Source organism: Lentzea albidocapillata subsp. violacea (assembly GCF_900100275.1).
Lineage (GTDB): Bacteria > Actinomycetota > Actinomycetes > Mycobacteriales > Pseudonocardiaceae > Lentzea > Lentzea violacea.
In genome coordinates this window covers 503872-526087 of the sequence record NZ_FNET01000001.1, presented here as the reverse complement: position 1 = coordinate 526087, position 22216 = coordinate 503872, and the positions used below count along the sequence as shown (strand labels likewise).

Here is a 22216-nt window from a genome sequence, read left to right as displayed (position 1 = left end):
TACCGGGGAGTAAGGATCACCCTTATCGCACCGGGCGGTAACCGGAAGTGTCCGACAACGCTGTCACCCCTGAGCAACTCGGATCCCGAGGTGTGCAACGCGGCCACACACGTGATCCCACGCAACCGGGGCACAGGGCAGGCGTCCTTCAGTGCAGCAGTATTTCGTGTCAGGAGGCCGTGATGAGGCGTTCCCTTGTGGTCCTGGTGGCGATTGTCTTCGGTGTGCTGCTGGGGGTGCCCGCCACGGCGGGGGCCAGTACGCCGTACTGCGGCATCACCTGGGGTTCCCTGCCGAAGGAGGCGAGCCCCGGCTCCACCGACGAGCTGTACGACATCCGCACCGGCCGGCACACCTGCTTCGACCGGATGGTCCTCGACGTGAACGGCGACGTGCGCGGCTACTCCGTGCGGTATGTCGCCGAGATCCGCAAGGACGGGTCGGGCGAGCTCGTCCCGGTGCGCGGCGGCGCACGGCTGGAGGTCATCGCGAGGGTTCCGACGATCGCGACCGACGCGATCTTCCTCCCGAACGGCGAACTCGCCGATGTCAGCGAGTACAGCACGTTCCGCCACGTCGCGTGGGCGGGTCAGTTCGAGGGGCAGACGACGATCGGGCTGGGCGTCCGCGCGCGGCTGCCGTTCCGGGTGTTCCTGCTCGACGGGCCCGGCACTGGATCGCGAATGGTCGTCGACGTCGCGCATCGCTGGTAGTCCCGCGTGGGTCTGTGGACCGTAGTTTGTCCGACCTGGTCAGACGGCCTGTCGATGGAATCCATCGGCAGGCCGCAACCGTTGGCGCACAACGAGAACGACGCCGCACGCGACGCGTCCAGCACGGCGGACCGTGGCGGACGTCGGCGCGTGCGGCGCCGGATCAGGCGGCGTCCCGTGAGCAGACGGGACGCCGCCTGAATCAGGGGATGCGCGCGCCCACGGCGGCGAGCGCTCGGGTGACGGGCTGGAAGAACGTGACACCGCCGCTGCGGCAGTCGCCGCTTCCGCCCGAGGTCAGGCCGATCGCGTTGCCGTTGACGGTGAAGAGCGGTCCGCCGCTGTCGCCGCCCTCCGCGCACACGGTCGTCTGGATGAGACCGGTGACGCGTCCCTCCGGGTAGTTCACGGTGGCGTTGAGACCGGTGACACGGCCGGCGCGCAGGCCTGTCGTGCTGCCCATCCGCTGGACCTGCGTGCCGACCCTGGCCTCGGCTGCGCGCTGGATCCGCACCTTGCGGCCGTTGCCGGTGTCGACCTCGCTGGGCGCGGCGGTGTTGCGGTTGTTGTAGGTGAGCAGGGCGAAGTCGCCGTTGCCGGGGAAGGTCGAGCGCGCGACGGTCGCGACGGCCCTGCCGCCCGGTGTGAGGGAGAACTGCCTGCCCGCGGCCGCGCAGTGGCCGGCGGTGAGGATGGCGGGGCGGCCGTCGTCCGTGACGACGTTGAAGCCGAGCGAACAGCGGCTGTTGCCCGCGAAGATCCCGTCTCCGCCCTCGGCGAACAGCTTGAACGTGCCCCCGGTGCGTTGCAGCCTCACCCCGGCGCCCATGCCCTTCACCGTGGACACCAGGTTGTCCCACTTGGCGCCGGTGACGGTGCTGTCGGCGGTGACGAGGACCTCGTTCGTCGTCGGGTTGACCGCCCACGCGGTGCCCGGCACGGAAGCCTTCTGCCGCAACGTCTCGGTGGCCTGCGCGGGGGCCGTGCGCAACTCCGGCGCCGCCTGGCTCGCCGTGAACGTCGAGGCGGTGATCGCCACGGCGACGAGCCCGATGGCGCCCGCGATCACCTTGGCCCGGCGGTTGTCATCGTGGTGTTTGCCCATGTGGCGCCCTCTCGTTACCGGATTGAGATCCGCTCCTGTCTGGGTGTACGTACAGCGAGGCGCACCGGTTTAGGTGAATCGCTGGAATCGAGACGGCGGCGACACCGCGACGGTCGCGATCGACGGGCGTGGGGGCGACGCCCTTTCAGAGGCTCTTGGCGAAGTGGAACGCGGGGATGACGAAGCCGGACGCCAGGTAGAGGCGGTGCGCGTCGTGCCGCGGCGTCCCGGAGTCGAGGTGCACGCCCGCGCAGCCCAGGCGGCGGGCCTCGTCGTCGACCCACCGCAGCAGGGCGCTCGCGTGGCCCTGCCCGCGGGCGGACGGCAGGGTGCTCAGGTCGTCGATGTAGAGGTGCGGCCCCGCGTAGAGGTTGGTCATGTGCCGGAATCCGGCCAACGAGACGAGACGGTCCATCTCGTCGAAGGCGACGACGAGCCGGTAGCCCTCCCGCCGCTGGGCGCGCACGAGCTCGGCGAACTCGTCGGCGTCGGTGAGATGCGGGCGGAGTTCGCGCATCACGTCGAACGCCAGGGCGGTGTCCCCGCCGTCCAGTTCGGCGATGGTGCGAGTGAAGGTAGTGGTCACAACCAAGATGTTCGCCGAACAAGTGGCCTCTCAGAATACCCATTGCGGGGATAAATCAAGAGGCCACTTATCGACGGAGCCTACGGGGCCAGGTTGAGGCCCCACGTGTCGATCCTGCCGACATCAGCCGGCCCGAGGTCGCGGACGCGAAGCTTCCACGTGCCGTTGGCGCCCTCGCCCGACACGTTGACCGTGTAGGTGCGGTCGATGTTGTCCGCGGAACCACCGGAGCGGTTGTGCAGCGTGTACGACGTGCCGTCCGGCGCGATCAGGGCCACCGTCAGGTCACCGACGTACGGGTGCACGATCCGCACCGTCACCACGGAACCGGCGGACGGCGCCGAGGAACACCCGGAGATCACGATGTCGCTGTCGACCGCGGCACCCGCGTCCGGGATGGCGACGTCGTTGGGGTTGGTGCCGGTGCAACTGCCGCCGTCGCCGGTGACGGTCAGCGAGTAGGTGGCCGTGCGGGACGCCGAGCCGGCCGCCGTGATCGTCACCGGGTAGGTGCCGGCCGCGACGGACGCCGTGGTGCCGATGGTGAGCGTCGAGTTTGATCCGGTCTGGACGGACGCCGGGCTGAACGATGCCGTCGCACCGGAGGGAAGCCCGGACGCGGACAGCTGCACGGTCTGCGGGTCACCGCTGACCGTCGCGGTGCCGACGGTGGCCGAGACGGACGAGCCCGCCGCCACCGAACCGGACGCGGGCGACACCGACACGGAGAAGTCCGCGCCCGGCGTGCCGGCGCTGACGGCCGACTTCCAGAGGGTGTAGGCGATGCCGTCGACCGCGCGGTTCAGGTGCGTGTCGCTGATGTTCGCGGTGCCGTCGCAGGACGCGTGGTAGCAGGGGTCGAACGCGCCACCCGAGGTACCGCCCCACTTCGACGCCTGCGCCGCGGTCTTGCGGGCGCTCGCGCCCATGGCGTAGCCGGACGCCGGGATGCCCGCGTTGGTGAAGGACGCGTCGTCGGACCGGTTGCGGCCCTCGGTGTTCTCCTCCGGCTGCAGGCCCAGGGAGTCCCAGTACGCCTTCATGTGCGTGGACTGCGCCGAGGTGATGTTGTTGATGAAGTAGCCGCCGTTGACCGAGCCCACCATGTCGAAGTTGTGGTAGGTCTTGATCTTCGTGCGCTCGGTGGACGGGAGCTGCGAGACGTAGAAGCGTGAGCCGTTGAGGCCCTGCTCCTCGTCGGTCCACCAGCCGAAGCGGACCTTGTTCAGCATCGACGGGTTGCGCTGGGCGAGCACGAGCGCGGTCTCCAGCAACGCCGACGAGCCCGAGGCGTTGTCGTTGATGCCGGCGCCCGCGGACACGCCGTCGAGGTGCGCGCCGAACATGTAGACGTTGTTCGCGTTGCCACCCGGCCATTCCGCGATCACGTTCGGACCGGCGCCGGTGGTGCAGCCCGAGGTACAGGGCTGCTCGGTGACGGTGAAGCCCGCCGCGGTGAGCTTGTCCTTCACGTACGTCACCGACGCGCGGTAGCCGGCCGACGTCGAACGCCGGTTGCCGCCGTTCTGCGAGGCGATCGTGCCGAACGCGGTCAGGTGCGCCTTGACCGCGTTGATGTCGATGTCCGGGATCTGCGGACCGGTGCCGCCGGTGACCGTCAGCGTGTAGGTCGCGGTCTTCGTCGTGCCGCCCGCGGCCCGCACGGTGATCGGGTAGGTGCCCGAGGAGATCGACGCGGTCGTGCTGATCGACAGCGTGGAGTTCGTGCCCGTCGTGACGGACGAGGGGCTGAACGACGCGGTGGCGCCGGAGGGCAGCCCGGTCGCGGTCAGCGCGACGGTCTGCGCCTGGCCCGCCGTGGTCTGGGTCTGGACGGTGGTCGAGGCCGCCGAGCCCGCCGCCACCGAACCGGAGGCAGGCGAGACGGCGACGGAGAAGTCGTTCGCGGGGGTCGAGCCGCCGAGGTTGAGCGACCAGGTGTCGATCCGGCCGACGTCGTTGGCCGCGTTGTCGTTGACCCGCAGCTTCCACGTGCCGTTCGAGGTCTCGCCCGACAGGTCGACGGTGTAGGTCTGGTCGATGTCGTCCGCGGAACCGCCCGAGCGGTTGTGCAGGACGTAGGCGGAGCCATCCGGGGCGATGAGGCTGACCTGGAGGTCACCTTCGTAGGTGTGGACGATCTTCACCGGCACCGTGGCGGTCGCGGACGGAGCCGAGGCGCAGCCGGAGATGACGATCGGCGACTCGACGGTCGTGTTGTCGCCGATCGCCACGTCGCTGTCGTTGGTGCCGGAACACCCGGCCAGTGCCGCGGGCGCGGCCGACGCGGGGACGGCCAGCGCCGCCACGGTCATCGACACCAGTGCTGTGGCGAGCAGAGATCTTCTTCTTCGCACAGTCGGGCTCCTTCGCAGGGATGCAGGGTCACGCGACCGTAGCCGCCGAAGTCACGGCCGACATCCGGTCTTTCGGATGGTTGTCGTCACGAGTCAGCTTCTCGGCCCTGAAGGGCCGAGCTTGCGGCTCGGGCACCACTGGCTGTGGTGTGGCCGGCTGCGTCTGGACAGTCACCGGTCAGGCGGCTGTCGGGGCGGCTGACTGGCGCCCCGCGTTCCACGCGGCATCGGCTTTGTGGCTGATGTTGCGGGAAGCGTTGTAGTCGGCGTTCGCGGTGTAGCAGCAGGACCGGCAGACGAACCGGGCTTGGCTGGGCCGGTTGCGTTTGTCGATGTGGCCGCACTCGGAGCAGCCTCGCGAGGTGTTACGCGGGTCCACGAACTGGACCGGCACCCCGGCGCGCTGGGCTTTGTAAGTAATGAAGGCCCCGAGCTGGTGGAACGCCCACGAGTTCAGTGCCACGCGCTGTGGTTTCCTCAGCCGTGCCCGGTCGCGGATTCCGGCCAGGTCTTCCAGGCCGATCCCGCGTCCGGTGCGTTGCGCGGTGGTCACATACTGTTTCGACAGGACGTGGTTGGTGTTGGCCACATGCCGCGATTCCCGGCGGCGCAGCCGTTTGAGCGTGCGTCTGGCGGACTTGGTCTTCTTGCGTTGCAGTTTTCGCCGCAGACGCTGCAGATGCCGCCGGTAGCGGTTCACGCGGCGCCCGGCGGCGCGGTCGCCGTCGCTTGTGGTCGCGACGTTCACGATCCCCAGATCGATGCCCAGCCACCCGGACGGCTCGAACGTCTCCGGCTCCGCGATATCGCAGGTGGCGATCAGGAACCACATGCCGTCGTGGTGCGCCAGATCCGTCTCGCCCCGCCTGTGCTCACGCAACATCGTCAGCTGATCTGGCGAACCGGTGAACCGCAGATTCTTCATCCGACCGGCCGTGGTCCAGATTGACACCGTCCGCGCGTCGTGATTCCACGACAGGCAGCGGTCGTCGAACGGCTGAGCCGCGTCCGGCCGGAACCCGATCGGTTTCGACTCCGCTTTCACGCGGCGCTTCGAGCCTTCTGGGCCGAGAGTGCCGTTGCGAATGTTCGCGTGCAGCGTGGTACAGGCGTCGGCGGTCTTGCGGATCACATGCAATGCCGGCTGAGCCGACAAACCCCGCGCTTTCAGGCCCGCATACGCCAGTCGCTGCAGTGCCTGACGGGAGAACACCCGCCGCTCGAACGCCATCCGCGACACCTCGTCCGCGGCCTGGTTGCAGGCATGCAGGGTCGCCGCCAACGCCGACGCCTGCACAGCGTCCGGCAGCAGCTTCACCCGCACGACGATCTTCACAACGATCATCCTATCGCTGGCCCGGGCCACCTCAATGGGAGCCGAACCCCGATATCCGCAGAGGCCGCGCGTCGTCTACACCCTGCACGCACACCTGGCCTTCGTCACCAAGTCCCGGCGCGGCGCGTTCACCGACGAGATCCTCGGCCGCTGCGAGCAGATCATGCACGAGGTCTTGTGAGAGCTCGGCGGCAAACTACGCGAGTTCAACGGCGAGACCGACCAAGTGCAACTGCTCGTGCACTACCCGCCCACGTCGCCCTTTCCCGACTGCTCAACAGCCTCGAAGGCGTCTCGTCCCGGCACCTGCGCCACGACTTCCCCAGCCACATCAAGAAGTACTGTGGGGCAACCACTTCTGGTCACCCAGAAACGTCCCGGCTGATCTCACGGTGCCAGAGCGCCGCGACACCACAGAGCGCATTTCTCCCGGCCAAGAACGGCCGGGATTCCTGCGATTAGCCCGTTGAAGTGCGGCGATCCGCCGATGTCCGATTTCACTTTTAAGTCACGGCTTCCGTTGAGCCATCAGGGGGATAGCGTCGGAGAACCGGCAGGAAGGAGACATCGATGTCGCTCTCGCCAGACACGCCTCCCGGCTTCGCGGACACCCTGCGCGAGGCCGTCGCGGCGCGTGGCCTGTCGCTGGAACGGATCCGCGACCACCTCGCCCGCCGCGGGGTGTCGGTCAGCCTCGCGACGCTGAGCTACTGGCAGACGGGTCGCAGCCGTCCGGAACGTCGTGCGTCGCTCACGGCGGTCGGTCATCTCGAAGAGGTGCTGGCGCTGGAACCCGGTGCGTTGTCGGAACTGCTCGGGCCCGCCCAGCGCGGAGGGCGGCGTCAGAGCACCATCAGCGCGTTCTGGCCGGTGCCGTCGGTGATAGACGACGTTGTGGGCGGGGTCGACACGCGCTGGGACTCGCGGCTGACCCGGATCAGCCAGCACGACCGCGTGACGGTCGGGCCGGAGCGCGGCGAACGGTCCTACGTGTCGCGGCAGGTGCTGCGCGCCGAGGAGGACGGACCGGACCGCTGGGTCGTGATCCTGCACCTCGACGAGCACGACCGGCCGCTGCCGTCGATCAGGCCGCTGCACAACTGCCGGCTCGGCCGCGTCGTGACCCGGCCGTCCGAGGGACTTCTCGTGGCAGAGCTGATGTTCCGGGCGCCGCTGCGCCGGGGCCAGACCGTGATCACCGAGCACGAGCTGGTCAACCAGGCGCCGTACCCGCCGGCCACCAACTACTCCCGCAAGTTCCGCCGGCCCGTGCACGAGTACGTCCTCGAGGTCACCTTCGACGCCCTGGCCCTGCCCCGCACGTGCCGCCGGGTCGTCCGGGACGCGGACGGCACGCGGCAGTCGTTCGGGGTGCGGCTGGACGAGGGCAACTCCGTGCTGGGCGTGGCTCTCAAGTTCGGGCCGGGCTGCTACGGCTTCGAGTGGACCTGGTGAACGGTCGCTCACCAGGTCCACCCTTTTGCTAGACCGTGAGCGACCAACTGCTCAGGACGCCCGTGTCACCGGGACCGTTGTCCCCGATGCGCAGCGTCCAGGTGCCGCTCGCGGTCTCCCCTGCACTGGGGACCACGGTGAACGTCTTGCCCGCCGGGAACGGGTGGCAGCTGTAGCCGCCACCGGGCGTGCGCATCAGCGCGTACCAGCGGCCGCTCGGGGCTACGAGCGTGACGTTCAGGTCTTCCAGGCAGGTGTGGGTGGCGTCCACCTTGACCGTGACGGGGTTCTCGGCGGAGCCGGTGGCGGTGGATCGCACCGCGCTGATCGCCACCTGGAAGTCCCGGATCGGGTAGTCCGTGCCGTTGGTGAACGTGCGGCCGCCGGTGTTGCCGGGCGACGTGCGCGCGTTGACTTCGGCCGACAGCTTCGACTGGTTTCCGGCCGCGTCCACCGCACGGACAAAGAACGTGTACGCGGTGTCGGCGTTCAGCCCGGTCACGGTCGCGGAGGTGCCCGTGACCGTGGTGGCGACCGTGCTGCCGTTGAGCACCTCGTAACCCGTCACGCCGACGTTGTCGGTCGAGGCGTCCCACGCCAGGGAGACGCTCGATGCGGTGGTGCCGGTCGAGCGCGCGTTGCCCGGCACGCTGGGCGCGGCGGTGTCGCCCGATCCCCCGGTGACGAGGGTGAGGTTCCACTTGCGCAGGGCCTCGTTGACCGGCTGGAAGATCGACAGGTCGGCGTCGTCGGTCGGGTTCTGCACGCACTGCGACGGGCCGCCGTCGTGCAGGCCGACCGCCTTGTCGCCGAGCAGCCACGCTCCGCCGGAGTCGCCGCCCTTGGAGCACGCGGTCGTCCAGGTGAGCCCCTCGATCACCAGGCCGCCGCCGTAGTCCACGGCCTTGTTCGTGTACTTGACCTCGCCGCACTGCCACTTCGAGGTGTTGCCGGAGTGGCAGACGCGGTCGCCGACCATCGCCTCGGCCGAACCGGTCACCGTGATCGCGGGCTGGCCCCAGGTGTTGACCGCCGCGGACAGGTTCCAGCCCGCCTCGGTCACCGCGACCACGCCCATGTCGCCCTCGCGGGCGTTCACGCTGCGGCTGCCGCCGACGTTCGACGTGCCGATCCTGTTCTGCTGCCCCGACTGCCCGTACGCGGCCTGGTTGGCGTCGTTCGTGCAGTGCCCGGCGGTGAGGAAGTGCTTGCCGCCGTTGGCGTCCGTCGCGGCGAACCCGATCGAGCAGTTCGTCTCCGACCCCGGCCACCACGGGCTGCCGGCCTGCACGGTGCCGGCCTGCTGGCGTTGCTGGGACCTGGTCTCCGAGACGTGGACACCGTCGCCGAGCGCACGCACCTTCTCCAGGAACCGTTCCGTGGCTTCGGTTTTGCGCGTGGTGTTGACCGTGACGTCGACCTGGTTGTCGCGCACGTCGACGCCCCAGCTGTACACGCCGGGCACGCCGTCACCGATCAGCTTCTTCACGTCGCCGAGCAGCTTCTCCAGGTCGGCGGCACTGCGTCGCACCACCACGGCGTTGATGCCCTCGGCGCGCGCTTGCCGGGCGGCTTGCTCGTCCGGGACGGCGACGGTGAGCTTGCCCGCCGCCGAGTCGAACCAGTGGCCGGCGAGCCGGCCGCGCAGGTCCTGCGACAGTCCGTTGAACCGCTGGTGTGCCTCGTCCTGTTGCTGGGCGCCGACGTCCGGCCCGACGGCGGCGGCCGCGCTCGGAACGAGCGTGAACGCACCGAGCGTCAGGATCGATCCGCACGCGGCAGCGATGATTTTGCTGCGCATTCGCATGAGTGAAACTCCTTCAAAAGGCAGGGTGTGGAAACGGTATTCCGGCCTGCCTCGAAGGCGCATTGTTTAACTGTTCAGTCAGCGCGGCCAGCGAACGTGCTCGTCGTTGATGCGGAACTCGTGAGCGTGTGTCCACACAACGCCCGCGGCGTCACAATGTTCGTGCTCGACCACTTCCGGATCGTGCGTGGGCCAGAACTTCACGGCGATCACCGCGGCCACGGCGGTCACCGCGCCGAGCACGAGGAAGGCCGTGGCCGTGCTCGCGGACGTCGCCACCCAGCCCGCGAGCGGGTAGCAGAGCAGCCAGCACGCGTGGGACAGCGCGAAGTCCGCGGCGAACAACGCCGGGCGGTCCGCGGGATCGGCGGAGCGACGCAGGAGACGCGCGCCCGGCGTGAGGGCGAGCGAGCACCCGGCGCCGATCAACGCCCACAGCACCAGCAATGTCTGCCAGTGCCCGGCGAACACCGTCCCCGCGAACAGCACGACGACCAGCAGGACCGCCGCGCGCAACACCACGACGCGATCCGCGAACCGGTCGAGCAGCCGGGGCAGGGTGAGTGCCGCGACGAGCGATCCGAGCCCGTTCGCGGCCAGTGCGACGGCGACGTCGGACGCATCGCGGCCGAGGCCGTCCCGCACGTGCGCCACGGTGTTCACGAACACCATCGAGCCCGCGGCCGCCGCGGCGAGGTGCACGGCGAGAAGCCCGCGCAACCGCGGGGTGGCGAGGTAGATGCGGATGCCCCGTGTGGTGGCGTCGTACCAGTCACCCTTGCGCGGCAACGATTTCGGGCGCGGCAGAGCGACGGAGAGCACGAGCAGAGCCGATGCCGCGAACCCGAGAGCGGTGCCGAGGAACAGCTCGTGGAAGCTCACCAACGTCAGAGCCGCGGCGGCGAGCGCCGGGCTGAGGAGGCTTTCCAGGTCGTAGGCCGTGCGCGACAACGTGATCGCGCGGGTGTAGTCCCGTTCGTCGGGCAGGACCTCCGGGATGGTCGCCTGGAACAACGGCGTGAACGCGGCGGATCCGGCCTGCAGCAGGAAGATCAGCACGTAGACGTGCCACACCTCGCCGACCCACGGCAGCATCGCCGCGACCCCGACGCGAACGAGGTCCAGCGCCACCAGCACGGCTCGGCGAGGCAACGCGCCGAGCAACGCCGTGGCGATCGGCGCCACCGTGACGTAGGCGATCATCTTGATCGCCAGCGCGGTGCCGAGCACCGCGCCCGCCTCCGGCCCGGCCAGGTCGTAGGCCAGCAGGCCGAGCGCGACGGTCGCCAGTCCCGTTCCGGTCAGCGCCACGACCTGGGCGCCGAACAGATTCCGGTAGACCGGATCGCGCAGCACGGAAATCACGGCCAAACTATAAGCACGAGAACAGGTTTGCGTCGACGGTGCAACAGCCGAACACTGGCAACAGCAATAGACTCACATTAATTCGTTGTAGGATTTTCGCCGTGCCCACCCCGTATGACGCCGTCGCTTCCCTCTACGCCGAACTGTTCAGCGACATGCTCGACACCCGTCCGCTCGAACGCGCGATGCTGGCCGCGTTCGCCGAACTCGCCGACGGCCCGGTGGCGGACCTCGGCTGCGGCCCCGGCCACCTGACCGCGCACCTGCACTCGCTGGGGCTGGACGTCTTCGGGCTCGACCTCTCCCCCGCCATGATCGCTCTCGCCCGCGAAGCGCATCCGGAACTGAGGTTCGAGCAGGGGTCGATGACCGCGCTGGACCTCGGGGACGGGGTTCTCGGCGGCATTCTGGCGTTCTACTCGGTCATCCACCTGCCGCCAGACGAGCTCCCGACCGTGTTCGCCGAGTTCTTCCGCGTGCTGGCACCGGGAGGCCATCTGCTGCTGGGGTTCTTCGCGGGTGACGATCCCGAGCCGCAGGAGTTCGACCACAAGGTGACGCTCGCCTACCGCTGGTCGCCCTCCAGTCTCGCGGATCTGCTGGGGAAGGCTGGTTTCGCCGAGGTCGGACGGCTGGTGCGAGAGCCGGTCGAGGGCGAACGGTTCCTGCAGGCCCAGCTGCTGGTGCGCAAGCCCTAGCGAAAGACGACCGTGCCGTTGCCGTTGAGCAGGACGCGGTGTTCGCAGTGCCAGCGGACCGCCCGCGACAGGGCGAGCGCCTCGGCGTCGCGGCCCGCGGCGGTCAGCGCGCGCGGGTCGTAGGAGTGGTCGACGCGCAGGTCGTTCGACAGCACCTGCATGTACCGCGCCAGCACCACCAGATCGGCCTGGTATTCTCCTCGACGAGCTCGATCAGGCGCTGCTCGGCGGCGTGCCTGGTGCCGGCGGTGTTCGGCACGTGCACGAAGTCGAGGCCCGCCGCCTCCGCCATCGGCCGCAGGTCCTCGTGGTTGGACACGACGGCGGCGATCTCCCCGCCGAGACTGCCCGCGCGCCAGCGGAAGAGCAGGTCGTTCAGGCAGTGGCCGGCCTTCGAGACCATCACGAGGACGCGCGGCGGCCGGTCGTCCCACAGGTCGAACTCCATCGCGAACTGGCTCGCCACCTTCGCGAACTCCGTCGCGAGATCGTCTGCGTCAGAGGAGTCGCACGAGAACGCGGTGCGCGTGTACCGGTCCTCGCCGGTCACCTGCAGGACGATTCCGGTCCTGGCGAGGAGTGTTTGCACGCAAGTGCCGACGGGAGCCGCAGCCGGGTGCAGGTCCACGGAACATCCGTGAGCCAGCACTTGCCGGACGAGCGGCCCTTGAAGGACCACGGTCGTGCGTTGAGCCGAAGTGTCCACAACGGACCCACGGGAGGAACCGAGCGCGCCACGCAACACCTCCTCGATCGTGACCTGCAGGCCGGGCGAGGCCGTGACGAGGAACTCGTCCGGGCCGAGCCAGAGCACCTCGACGTCCCCGAATCGTCCGGTGCCCGAGGCGAAAGTGCAAGCAGCGGAAGAAAACGGGACTCCGAGCCCGTCGCCGCGACGGCGTCCGGGTCGGACACGCGCACGGTGAGCTGCGAGCGGAACGGCACCTCGGCGACGTCCAGCACCGGGGCGAGCGCCGCCAGCCGGTCGCGCCAGGCAGCGAGGGGACTAACCGTTACGACGGGCTCCTTCCTTGTCGTACAGCACCGATTCGGTGACGGTGACCGGCACCAGCGAGTCCTCGACCGGCACGTACAGCGTCTCGCCGATGCGTTCGCGGCCGGAGCGCACCAGCGCCGGCGCGAACGTCCGGCCCAGAGCGGCACTCGGGTAGCTGGACGTGACGTGGCCGAGCATCCGGACCGGCGGTTCGGGCAGCCGGTCGGTCTCCACGATCTGCGACCCCTCCGGCAGCAACACGGCCGGATCGACGGACAGGAGCCCCACGAGCTGCTTGCGGTCCGTGCGGTTGTTCTCGGCACGGGCGAACGAGCGCTTGCCGATGAAGTCGGGCTTCTTCGACACCGCCCACGACATGCCCAGGTCCTGCGGCGTGACCGTGGCGTCGGTCTCCTGGCCGATGATCGGGTAGCCCTTCTCGGCGCGCAGCACGTGCATGGTCTCGGTGCCGTACGGCGTGATGCCGTACTTCTCCCCCGCCGCCATCAACGCCTCCCACACCGGATCTGGTGCGTCTTCCTGCCACGCCTGTCCGGAATGGCCGGTCACGTCGACGAACACGTGCCCTCCTCACCGCGATCATCGAGGGCGACGCGAAGAAGGCGAGCGAACTCGCCTCCCAGCACGTCATCGGTTTCGAACAGGCGATCAGGGCGTCGATCTGACGGTCAGCTCGTCCTGCACCCAGCGGTGGAACTCCCCGATGTGGTGCTCGGAGGGAACCAGCACACCCCCTTGCGCGTAGGCCCGCGACGACATGCCGGGCTGGCACCGTTCACAGGCCTCGAAGTCCTGCTCGTTGACGCGGTGGAAGAGCTCGACGGACCGCGACACGTCCTTGCCCGACGCCACCACGTCCTTGGCGTAGAGCCAGTCGCACTCGACGATCGTGCGGTCGGCGGCCATCGGGAACATCCGGTGGATGATCACGTGGTCCGGCACGAGGTTGATGAACACCTGCGGCCGCACGGTGATCGCGTAGTACCGGCGTTCCTGGTCGGAGGCGACGCCGGACAGGTTCTCGAAGCCCTCACTGCCGTCGATGGTGAAGCCCTTGATCTCCTCGCCGAACACCGCGCCGTGCCCGACGTAGTACTGCGCCGCGTATCCGTCCGCGAACTCCGGCAGGACCTCCGTGAGCTCGGGGTGGATGGTCGCGCAGTGGTAGCACTCCATGAAGTTCTCGATGATGAGCTTCCAGTTGGCCTTGACGTCGTAGGTGATCCGCCTGCCCAGCTCCAGTTCGCTGACCTGGTAGTTGCCGATCGCGTCGAGGTTGCCCAGGCGCTCCCGCACGTCCTGCTGCACGGTCTGTTCGAACGACGCGGGCTCGTCGGCCAGCGACAGCCAGGCGTAACCGAGCCATTCTCTGAGATGTACGGGCTTGAGGCCGTACTCGACGCGGTCGATGTCCGGCATCGACGTGAGGTTCGGCGCGGCGACCAGCTTGCCGTCCAGGCCGTAGGTCCAGGCGTGGTACGGGCACTGGAAGTTGCGCTTGACCGTGCCGGTCTCCTCGACGCACAGCTTGGCGCCGCGGTGCCGGCAGATGTTGAGGAACGCGCGCAGCGAGCCGTCGCGCGAGCGGGTCACGAGGACGCTCTCGCGTCCGATCTGGACGGTCCGGAAGTTGCCGGCGTCCGGCAGGTCGGCGGCGCGGACCGCGCAGAACCACATCCGCTCGAAGATGTTCTGCTGCTCCAGCGCGAAGATCGCCGGGTCGGTGTAGGTGTGGCCGGGCAACGTGGGGATCAGGCTCGACGGGAGTTCGGTCGCGGTCATGGTGGCTCCGTGAAGAGAAGTCAGAGGAGGAGGGATCGCGCGTCAGGACCTGATCCGCGTCATCTTGGGGTCGAAGAGCGGTTCGGAGGCCACCACGGCCCCGACGCGCTCCCCGAAGTACTCGATCTCGACCGGCGTGCCCTCGACGGCCACCTCGGCAGGCAGCCACGCGTAGGCGATGTTCTTGCCGATCGAGTAGCCACGCGCCGCGCTGGTGACGTACCCGGCCGCCACCCCGCCCGCGAGCACCGGTTCGGAACCCATCACGACCTGGTAGTCGTCGTTGATGACCAGGCAGGTGAGCTTGCGGGCCACGGTCTCCTCCGACCTGCCCTCCAACGCCTTGCGGCCGTGGAAGTAGCCCTTGTTCATCCGGACCGCGAAGCCCAGCCCCGCCTCGAACGGGTCGTGCTCGGTGGTCACGTCGGCGCCCCACGAGCGGTAGCCCTTCTCCAGCCGCATGCTGGTGAACGCGCTGCGGCCGGCGGCGATGACACCGTGCTCCTGCCCGGCTTCCCAGAGTGTGTCCCAGAGACGACGCCCCATGTCCGCGGTGGTGTAGAGCTCCCAGCCGAGTTCACCGACGTACGACAGGCGCATCGCGGTGACCGGCACGTCACCGACGAAGGCTTCCTGGGCCTTGAAGTAGCCCATTGCCTGGTGGGAGAAGTCGGTGCGGGTCAACGGTTGCAGGAGATCGCGGGCCAGCGGCCCCCACAGGCCGATGCAGCACGTGCCGGGGGTGATGTCGGTGATGTGCACGCCGCCGTTGGGTGGCATGCGCCTGCGCAGCCAGTCGAGGTCGAGCGGGCCGTTGGCACCGACCTGGAACCGGTTCTCGCCGAGCCGGGCGATGGTCAGGTCGCTGCGCACTCCCCCGTCCTCGTTGAGCAGCAACGTGTAGACCACCGCGCCCGGTTTGCGGTCGAGCTGGTTGGTGGTCATGGTCTGCAGGAACGTCAGCGCTTCCGGGCCGCTGACCTCCAGCCGCTTCAGCGCCGTCATGTCGAACATCGCGACCCGCTTACGTGCGACGAGGGCCTCGGCGCCCGCGATCGGCGACCAGAACCGGGACGCCCACTCGTTGCGCTCCGGGATCTCCGCCACCTCGGGCAGGTCCGCGTTGGCCTCGTACCAGTGCGGCCGCTCCCAGCCCGACGCTTCGAGGAACACCGCGCCGAGTTCGTGCTGCCGCTCGTAGAACGGGCTGGTGCGCAACGGCCGTGGGTTCTCGGCGGGCTGCAGCGGGTGCAGGATGTCGTAGACCTCGACGAACGCGCGGCAGCTGCGTTCGTGCACGTAACCGGGCGAGCGCTGGACGTCTTCGAACCGGTTGAGGTCGCAGCCGTGCAGGTCGATGGTCGGCTGTCCGTCCACCAGCCATTCGGCCATCGCCTTGGCGACACCGGCGGAGTGCGTGATCCACACCGCTTCGGCCACCCAGAACCCGTTCAGGCCGGGGTGTTCGCCGAGCAGCGGGTTGCCGTCCGGGGTGAAGGAGAACAGGCCGTTGACGCCTTCCTCGACCTTCGAGTCGGCCAGCACCGGCAGCAGGTCGACGGCGGCGTCCCAGGAGGTCTCGAAGTCCTCCGGGGTGAACGCGATCTCGGACGGCATGGTCGGCGCGACGTCGAAGTCGAGGATGTCGTCCGCCGAGATCGGCATCGGGCGGTGCCCGTACGCGCCGATGCCGATACGGTCGACGTGCTCGCGGAAGTACAGGTCCGCGTCCTGGTGGCGCAGCAACGGCTTCGACATCTCGGACAGCTCGGTGTTGACGCCCTTCAGCGCCGCCAAGGGTGCCGTCTTCGCGTACTGGTGGGCCATCGGGACGAGCGGGATGTCGAGGTCGACCATCCGCCCGATCCGCGGGCCCCACATGCCGACGCACGACACCACGACGTCAGCGGGGAAGGTGTCGTGCTCGGTGACGACGGCCTTCACCCGGCGGCCGGTGCGTTCGATGCCGGTGACCTTGTGGTGTGCCAGGAACTTCGCGCCGCGTTCCATCGCCCTGCGTGCCTGTGCCTCGGCCGCGCGCAATGGCTTCGCGATGCCGTCACTCGGGATGTGGAACCCGCCGAGGATCTTGGCCGGGTCGAGCAACGGGTGCAGCCGCGCGCACTCCTCCGGATCGCGCAGAAAGCTCTCGACGCCCCACGACGTCGCCCAGCCGTGGCGGCGCTTGATGTCCGTCCAGCGTTCCGGGGTGGTGGCGACCTCCAGGCCGCCGAGCTGCTGGAAGCACCACTGGTCGTCCAGCGTCAGCGCCGTGTACTTCTCGACGGTGTACTTGGCGAACGAGGTCATGGTCTTACAGCCGGTGGTCTGGAAGACCAGGCCCGGCGCGTGCGAGCTCGACCCGCCCGTCGCGAACAGCGGTCCCTGTTCGAGCACGGTGATGTCGGTCCATCCACGCGCGGTCAGTTCGTCGGCCAGCGCGCATCCGACGATGCCCGCGCCGATCAGCACGACTCTCGGCTGGGTCACAGGACCACCACCGAACGGAGCACGCGGCCGTGGTGCATGTCCTCGAACGCCTTCTCGACGTCGCCGAGCCCGATGGTCTCCGAGACGAACGCGCCGAGGTCGAGCCGGCCCTGCAGGTACAGGTCGATCAGCATCGGGAAGTCACGTGACGGCAGGCAGTCGCCGTACCAGGACGACTTCACCGCGCCGCCGCGCGAGAACACGTCGATCAATGGCAGTTCAAGCTTCATGTCCGGGGTAGGCACACCCACGAGCACGGTGAGGCCGGCGTGGTCGCGGGCGTAGAACGCCTGCTGGAACGTCTCCGGGCGGCCGACCGCGTCGATCACGACGTCGGCGCCGTTGCCCTCGGTGAGCTCGCGGATCGCCTCCACGACGTCCTGCTCGCGTGCGTTGATCGTATGTGTGGCACCGAACCGCCGCGCCCACTCCAGTTTCGTGTCGTCGAGGTCGACGGCGATGATCGTGCGCGCCCCCGCCAGCCGGGCACCCGCGATGGCCGCGTCACCGACACCACCGCAGCCGAGCACGGCCACGCTGTCGCCCCGGGTCACGCCGCCGGTGTTGATCGCGGCCCCGATGCCCGCCATCACGCCGCAGCCGAGCAGGCCCGCGACCTCCGCCGGCGCCTTCGGGTTCACCTTCGTGCACTGTCCCGAGTGGACGAGCGTCTTCTCCGCGAACGCGCCGATGCCCAGCGCGGGTGACAGCGGCGTGCCGTCCTCCAGCGTCATGGGCTGCGCGGCGTTGTGGGTGTTGAAGCAGTACTGCGGCCGGCCGCGCAGGCAGGAGCGGCAGGAGCCGCACACCGCGCGCCAGTTCAGGATCACGAAGTCGCCGGGCGCCAGGTCGGTCACACCGGCGCCGACAGCCTCGACGACCCCCGCCGCCTCGTGCCCGAGCAGGAACGGGAACTCGTCGTTGATCCCACCCTCCCGGTAGTGCAGGTCGGTGTGGCAGACCCCGCAGGCCCGCACCGCCACCAGCGCCTCACCGGGGCCGGGGTCAGGCACGAGGATGGTCTCGACCGAGACCCTGGCCCCGCGCCCCGCCGCCACGACACCTTTCACCGCATGTGCCACTGCGAACGCTCCTGTCAGACGTGGAGTTGGAGGGGGTTCTTCGCCGAGCAAAGTTCCGCAATACGCAACGAGATTCGCATTATGCAACTACAGCGCATCACGGTGCGGCCCGAACGGGCCGTTGTCAAGCCCTTGTCGCACGGACGGAGGCATCCGAAAAGCACAAGAGCCCCCGGCCGTGGCCGGGGGCTCGCTATTCCTGAATCTCTTTCACAGCACGGGATGCCCCATGCGGACCGAGAGGTCACGGGACGCGACCCGCAGCTCCTCGACGATCTCGGGCATGCGCTTCTGCGAGAGCCGGTAGGCGGGCCCGGCGGCGCTGATCGCCGCCACGACGTCGCCACGGGAGCCGAACACGGGCACGGCGACCGCGTGCAGACCGGCTTCCAGCTCCTCCATGCAGGTGGCGAACCCGTCCTCGGCGGTGCGGCGCAGCACGCAGCGCAGCTTCACGGGATCGGTGATCGTGCGCGGGGCGCAGGGCTCCAGGTTGCCGGACAACAGGCGTTCCTGCTCGGCCGGCGGCGCGGCGGCGAGCAGGACCTTGCCGCTCGACGTGGCGTGCAACGGCGTGCGCTGGCCGATCCAGTTCTGCGCCGCCACCGCCGAACTCCCCCGCGCCTGGCTCACGTTGAGGGCCACGTCGCTGTCGAGGATCGCGATGTTGACGGTCTCCCCCAGCCGATCCGCCAGCGCCGAGCAGACGGGAGCTCCCACCCGGACGTAGTCGAGCTGACCGCTCACCGCCCCGGCGAAGCGGAGCATGCCGATGCCGATCCGGAACGGGCCGCGTTCGCCGTCCTGTTCCACGAGCTCACGGGCCTGGAGCGTGTAGACGAGTCTGGACGCGGAGGACTTGTGCACGCCGAGCTCGGCGGCGATCTCGGTGATCCCCGCTTCCCCGTTGCGGGCCAGCAGTTCCAGCACCGCCACCGCCCGATCGACCGATTGCACCAGCGCCGGGTCGCGCGCCTCCCCGTTGTTGCCCATCACGCAACACTATCCGATTGGCGCAACGCTGTGTTGCGAACGGACACCCGGACGTTGCCCCGAGAGGGCGCCCGTCGCATTTGAGCCTTGACGCGTCCCGAACGCCTCCGTCATTCTGCTGTTGCGTATCGCACACCCAGTTCCGTAATACGCAACGGAGGGTTCCTGATGATCACCGCCTGCGCCGTCGACGACCTGCCACCGGGCGAGTCCGTGCGGGTTGACGGCAAGCCTGCGATCGCGGTTTTCAACGCGGACGGCGAGCTCTACGCGATCGACGACACCTGCAGTCACCAGGACGCGTCGCTGTCCGAGGGCTGGCTGGAGGGGTGCTTCGTGGAATGCCCGCTGCACGCCGCGCTCTTCGACCTCCGCACGGGCATGCCGACGTGTCTGCCCGCCAAGAAGGCCGTGCGCACGTACCCGGTCGTGGTGCGGGACGGCGTGATCTACGTGGACACGGGCGGCCAAGAGGCCGTGGCGTGAGAATGGCCGCTGTCACCATGACCAACGCCGAGCTCTAAGCCAGGTCCTCGGCCTGCAGCTCTGCCCGCGACGACACCCCGAGCTTGCGCAGCACCCGTGCCGCATGCTGCTCGACGGTGCGCGGCGACAGGAACAGCACGTCGGCGATCTTGCGGTTGGTGTGGCCGGCGACCAGCAGCCGGGCGACCTCCTGCTCACGTGGCGACAGCTCGTCGCCGTAGCCGCGCCTGCCGCGCCGCGACGGTTTGCCGCCGCCGATGCTGCGCAGCTGGTGCCGGCACCGGGCCGCGTCACGGGTGGCGCCCAGGCCGTCGAACGTGTCCACCAGGGCCGAGAGGATCTCGGCCGCCTTCTCCTGGTCGGACGGCAGCAGGCACGCGGCTTCACGTTCGGCGACCAGTGCGGCGGGGTAGGGCGCGGGCAGCACCGAGTACCGGTCGGCGGCCTCGCGGAAGAACGAGATGGCGGTGTCGAGCTGACCGCGTGCCTCGGCGAGCAGGCCGTGGCACCAGGCGAGGGCGGCGAACGCCATCGGGGCGTCCCTGCCCTCGATCCCCGCCGCGATCTGCTCGATGAGCGTCTCGGCGTCGGTCTCCCGGCCGGCCGCGAGGAACGTGGCCACGGCGACCGGGCCCAGTTCGGTGGCCCACACCCACACGCCCTTCGTGCGCACGATCGCCAGGCCTCGGTCGACGTCCACGCAGGCGCGGGTGATCTCGTCCTGCGCGAGCATGGTCCTCGCGAGCGCCGCGCAGCCCGCGACGGCGACCGGAATGATCGACTCCTCGGGCGCGAACGCGCCGGTCTCGGTGAGGTAGCTGGTCGCCTCCGCCCACTCCCCCCGCGCCATCGCCAGCGAGCCGAGCACCAGGCACAGCTCGCTGGCCAGCGGGAACAGGTCACGGTACTCGTCGAGCAGGCTCGACGCCCGGTCGGCGAGGCCGTCCCAGTCGCCGGTCATCCAGTCGAGGCGGGCCTTCGTCGCGTGGGCGGTGCTCGCGACGAACGGGGCACCGCACTCGGCGGCGAACCGCAGGCCGTCGCGCAGCAGGTCGGCGCACCGGCCGAGATGGCCGGTCGTGGTCATGGCGTCGGCGAGGTTGCAGTGGGCGCGGGCGAGCTGGCGCAGTTCGCCGGGGGTGGACGCGGGCCGGAACTCCCACTCGGCCAGCACCGAGGGGTCGCCCGTGTGCATCTTGGAGCCGACCTCGTTGGCGTACAACGCCATTCTCTGCTCCGGGTCGGTCTCGGCGGCGCGTGCCCGGCTGACGCGGTCGAGCCAGGGCTGGACCTCGCTCATCGGGGTCACGCCCAGGTAGGACAGTCCCAGCACGGCTTCTCCCCGCGCGGCCAGGTCCGGGAGCTCGGTCAGGTCGGCGACGGCCCGTTCGAGCTCGGAACGGGCCTCCTCGATTCCGCCCGCCTGGCGGATCAGCAGCACACCCCGGTAGTGCCGGACCTGCCCCCGCGCGGCGGTCGACAGGCGCCGGTCCGACAGCAGGCGTTCCAGCGCCTCGGTCGGGTCCAGCTGGTCGAGGCCCTGGTGGGCGACCTTGCCGAGCTTGATCGCCAGCCGGTCGACGTCGGCCACGGGCACGGCCGGGTCGAGCAGCAGCCGTTGCAGCAGGGCGGTGGCCGTGCCCGCGTCGCCGTTCTCGACCGCCCTGTCCGCGGCGGCCTCGCCGTAGCGCAGCCACGCGGACGTGCGGCCGGCGCGTTCGCTGTGCTCGGCGAGCTGGACCAGCGGGCGTGGTTCGATCCTGTCGAGCACCTCGGCCGCGCGGCGGTGCAGGTCCTGGCGGTCCGGTCCGCTCAACGTGTCGTAGACGGCCTGCTGGGCCAGCGCGTGCCGGAAGCCGTACCGCCGTGCGTCGACCTCGTGCAGGACATGGCCCGTCAGCGCGTGCGTCAAGGCAGCACGACTCTCACTGATCTCGGCCACCTCGCCGAGCAGTTCGGCGGACGCGGGCGCGCCCAGCACCGCCGCGGCCTCGACCAGCCGGGTGGCGGCGACGGGCAGGGCGGCCAGGCGTTCGGCGATGGCGTCGCGCAGCAGGACCGGAACGTCCACGTTGTCGAGCAGCCTGCGTGCCGTGGCTCCGTCCGCGTGCACGGCACCGGCGGGATTCCGCAACGCCCGCAACGTCTCCTCGACCACGAACGGGATGCCCGCCGTGCGTTCGTGCAGCTTGGCCGCGAACTCCGCCGACACCGCCTCGCCGTCGAGGATCGCCGACGTCAGCGCCCGCACCTCGGCCACGTCGAGCGGTTCGAGTTCGAGCAACGCGCTGGTGATGCCGGTGGGCGGCCGGTACGCCGAGCCGAGCGGCACACCGCCGGGCACGTCCTCGCGCCGGTACGTGACCACGATGGACACATTGGCCGGCGGATCGCCCATCAGGAACCGCAGCAGCTGCCGGGAACCGTCGTCGGCCCAGTGCAGGTCCTCGACGACGAGCAGCACCGGCCCGAGCACCCCGAGCAGCTCGCGGAGAGCTCGGAACAGCCGATGCCGATCAGCCCTCGGGTCACCGGTAGGAGGCGGCGGCGCGGGCAGGTACTCAGCGAGTTCCGGCAACAGTGAACCGAGCACACCCGACACCGGGCTCAGCCGCGAGTGGTTGCGCGCCAGGCGATCCGTGCAGTCGCGCAACGCCTCCAGCACCGCGCCGTACGGGAACGGCTCCCCCACCGGCTGGCAGTGGCCCATGAGGACGAGGAGCGGCCCCAGATCGGTGTCCAGCAACTCGCGCACCAGGCGTGACTTCCCGACGCCCGCCTCGCCCTCGATCATGATCACCGCGGGCTGGCTCGGCACGGCCGTCCGCAGCGCGCCGAGCTGGTCACCTCGGCCCACCAGCACCGGCGAGCTGGTGCGCATCAGTCCGCCGGGGTCGCAGCGCCGCGCCCTGGACTTCGGTGTCCGGCTCATCCGCACCGATG

General features: G+C 69.6%; 16 protein-coding genes and 2 pseudogenes. 5 read left to right on the top strand and 13 right to left on the bottom strand.

Annotation, left to right across the window (positions count from 1 at the left end):
* Nucleotides 1-182 precede the first annotated feature (182 nt).
* The gene (locus BLR21_RS02085) at nt 183-713 is read left to right on the top strand and encodes an AMIN-like domain-containing (lipo)protein (RefSeq protein ID WP_090003905.1); all 531 of its coding nucleotides are present in this window, start codon (nt 183-185) and stop codon (nt 711-713) included.
* 202 nt (nt 714-915) lie between these two features.
* Here BLR21_RS02085 and BLR21_RS02080 read toward each other — a convergent pair whose 3' ends face one another.
* The 4 genes from BLR21_RS02080 to BLR21_RS02065 form a co-directional block, all read right to left on the bottom strand.
* Nucleotides 916-1818, bottom strand: coding sequence for a S1 family peptidase (locus tag BLR21_RS02080; protein ID WP_090003904.1), 903 nt, complete (start codon nt 1816-1818; stop codon nt 916-918).
* Nucleotides 1819-1963: 145 nt separating this feature from the next.
* Nucleotides 1964-2404 carry a GNAT family N-acetyltransferase gene (locus BLR21_RS02075; RefSeq protein WP_256334386.1) on the bottom strand — a complete coding sequence of 147 codons (441 nt, stop codon included), beginning with the start codon at nt 2402-2404 and terminating at the stop codon, nt 1964-1966.
* 80 nt (nt 2405-2484) lie between these two features.
* Entirely contained in the window at nt 2485-4761 is a 2277-nt protein-coding gene (locus BLR21_RS02070) for a proprotein convertase P-domain-containing protein (protein WP_218130715.1), read from the bottom strand.
* A 178-nt stretch (nt 4762-4939) separates the two neighbouring features.
* A complete protein-coding gene (locus BLR21_RS02065) occupies nt 4940-6097 on the bottom strand; it encodes an RNA-guided endonuclease InsQ/TnpB family protein (protein ID WP_218130714.1) in 1158 nt (385 codons plus the stop codon).
* A gap of 34 nt (nt 6098-6131) precedes the next feature.
* On the opposite strand from BLR21_RS02065, the gene BLR21_RS44600 reads away from it, so the two are divergent.
* Entirely contained in the window at nt 6132-6278 is a 147-nt protein-coding gene (locus BLR21_RS44600; RefSeq protein WP_176929414.1) for a transposase, read from the top strand.
* A 389-nt stretch (nt 6279-6667) separates the two neighbouring features.
* Nucleotides 6668-7552, top strand: a complete 885-nt coding sequence (locus tag BLR21_RS02055; protein WP_090003902.1) for a helix-turn-helix domain-containing protein — start codon at nt 6668-6670, stop codon at nt 7550-7552.
* 28 nt (nt 7553-7580) lie between these two features.
* On the opposite strand, the gene BLR21_RS02050 is transcribed toward BLR21_RS02055, so the two are convergent.
* Together BLR21_RS02050 and BLR21_RS02045 are read right to left on the bottom strand one after the other, a co-directional pair.
* Entirely contained in the window at nt 7581-9353 is a 1773-nt protein-coding gene (locus tag BLR21_RS02050) for a proprotein convertase P-domain-containing protein (protein WP_090003901.1), read from the bottom strand.
* Between the two features lie 84 nt (nt 9354-9437).
* Complete coding sequence (locus BLR21_RS02045; RefSeq protein WP_090003900.1) at nt 9438-10724, bottom strand: MFS transporter; 1287 nt, start codon at nt 10722-10724, stop codon at nt 9438-9440.
* A 155-nt stretch (nt 10725-10879) separates the two neighbouring features.
* On the opposite strand from BLR21_RS02045, the gene BLR21_RS02040 reads away from it, so the two are divergent.
* Nucleotides 10880-11422, top strand: coding sequence for a class I SAM-dependent DNA methyltransferase (locus BLR21_RS02040; RefSeq protein ID WP_090004447.1), 543 nt, complete (start codon nt 10880-10882; stop codon nt 11420-11422).
* Here the strand turns inward: BLR21_RS02040 and BLR21_RS43455 are convergent.
* The 6 genes and pseudogenes from BLR21_RS43455 to BLR21_RS02005 all read right to left on the bottom strand — a co-directional run bounded on the left by BLR21_RS43455 (nt 11419) and on the right by BLR21_RS02005 (nt 18787).
* A pseudogene (locus BLR21_RS43455) lies at nt 11419-12236 on the bottom strand (sarcosine oxidase subunit gamma family protein). The gene BLR21_RS02040 and the pseudogene BLR21_RS43455 overlap by 4 nt on opposite strands.
* Nucleotides 12237-12428: 192 nt before the next feature.
* Nucleotides 12429-12905, bottom strand: a pseudogene (locus BLR21_RS02030) (glycine cleavage T C-terminal barrel domain-containing protein); the annotation flags it as partial.
* Nucleotides 12906-13088: 183 nt separating this feature from the next.
* Entirely contained in the window at nt 13089-14222 is a 1134-nt protein-coding gene (locus BLR21_RS02020; RefSeq protein WP_090003899.1) for an aromatic ring-hydroxylating oxygenase subunit alpha, read from the bottom strand.
* A gap of 42 nt (nt 14223-14264) precedes the next feature.
* Nucleotides 14265-16712, bottom strand: a complete 2448-nt coding sequence (locus tag BLR21_RS02015; RefSeq protein WP_218130712.1) for a GcvT family protein — start codon at nt 16710-16712, stop codon at nt 14265-14267.
* Nucleotides 16709-17794 carry an S-(hydroxymethyl)mycothiol dehydrogenase gene (locus BLR21_RS02010; protein ID WP_090003898.1) on the bottom strand — a complete coding sequence of 362 codons (1086 nt, stop codon included), beginning with the start codon at nt 17792-17794 and terminating at the stop codon, nt 16709-16711. The genes BLR21_RS02015 and BLR21_RS02010 overlap by 4 nt, the downstream gene beginning before the upstream one ends.
* Nucleotides 17795-18004: 210 nt before the next feature.
* Complete coding sequence (locus BLR21_RS02005) at nt 18005-18787, bottom strand: IclR family transcriptional regulator (RefSeq protein WP_090003897.1); 783 nt, start codon at nt 18785-18787, stop codon at nt 18005-18007.
* A gap of 168 nt (nt 18788-18955) precedes the next feature.
* Here BLR21_RS02005 and BLR21_RS02000 point away from each other — a divergent pair, with 168 nt between their 5' ends.
* A complete protein-coding gene (locus BLR21_RS02000; RefSeq protein WP_090003896.1) occupies nt 18956-19273 on the top strand; it encodes a bifunctional 3-phenylpropionate/cinnamic acid dioxygenase ferredoxin subunit in 318 nt (105 codons plus the stop codon).
* 34 nt (nt 19274-19307) lie between these two features.
* Here BLR21_RS02000 and BLR21_RS01995 read toward each other — a convergent pair whose 3' ends face one another.
* Entirely contained in the window at nt 19308-22205 is a 2898-nt protein-coding gene (locus BLR21_RS01995; RefSeq protein WP_256334385.1) for an ATP-binding protein, read from the bottom strand.
* Nucleotides 22206-22216: the final 11 nt, after the last annotated feature.

Excerpts from the sequence above, each read along its gene's own strand:
- BLR21_RS02085 (WP_090003905.1), top strand. The coding sequence starts at position 183 with ATGAGGCGTTCCCTTGTGGTCCTGGTGGCGATTGTCTTCGGTGTGCTG.
- BLR21_RS02080 (WP_090003904.1), bottom strand. The coding sequence starts at position 1,818 with ATGGGCAAACACCACGATGACAACCGCCGGGCCAAGGTGATCGCGGGC.
- BLR21_RS44600 (WP_176929414.1), top strand. The coding sequence starts at position 6,132 with ATGGGAGCCGAACCCCGATATCCGCAGAGGCCGCGCGTCGTCTACACC.
- BLR21_RS02055 (WP_090003902.1), top strand. The coding sequence starts at position 6,668 with ATGTCGCTCTCGCCAGACACGCCTCCCGGCTTCGCGGACACCCTGCGC.
- BLR21_RS02050 (WP_090003901.1), bottom strand. The coding sequence starts at position 9,353 with ATGCGCAGCAAAATCATCGCTGCCGCGTGCGGATCGATCCTGACGCTC.
- BLR21_RS02040 (WP_090004447.1), top strand. The coding sequence starts at position 10,880 with ATGCTCGACACCCGTCCGCTCGAACGCGCGATGCTGGCCGCGTTCGCC.
- BLR21_RS02020 (WP_090003899.1), bottom strand. The coding sequence starts at position 14,222 with ATGACCGCGACCGAACTCCCGTCGAGCCTGATCCCCACGTTGCCCGGC.
- BLR21_RS02005 (WP_090003897.1), bottom strand. The coding sequence starts at position 18,787 with ATGGGCAACAACGGGGAGGCGCGCGACCCGGCGCTGGTGCAATCGGTC.
- BLR21_RS02000 (WP_090003896.1), top strand. The coding sequence starts at position 18,956 with ATGATCACCGCCTGCGCCGTCGACGACCTGCCACCGGGCGAGTCCGTG.
- BLR21_RS01995 (WP_256334385.1), bottom strand. The coding sequence starts at position 22,205 with ATGAGCCGGACACCGAAGTCCAGGGCGCGGCGCTGCGACCCCGGCGGA.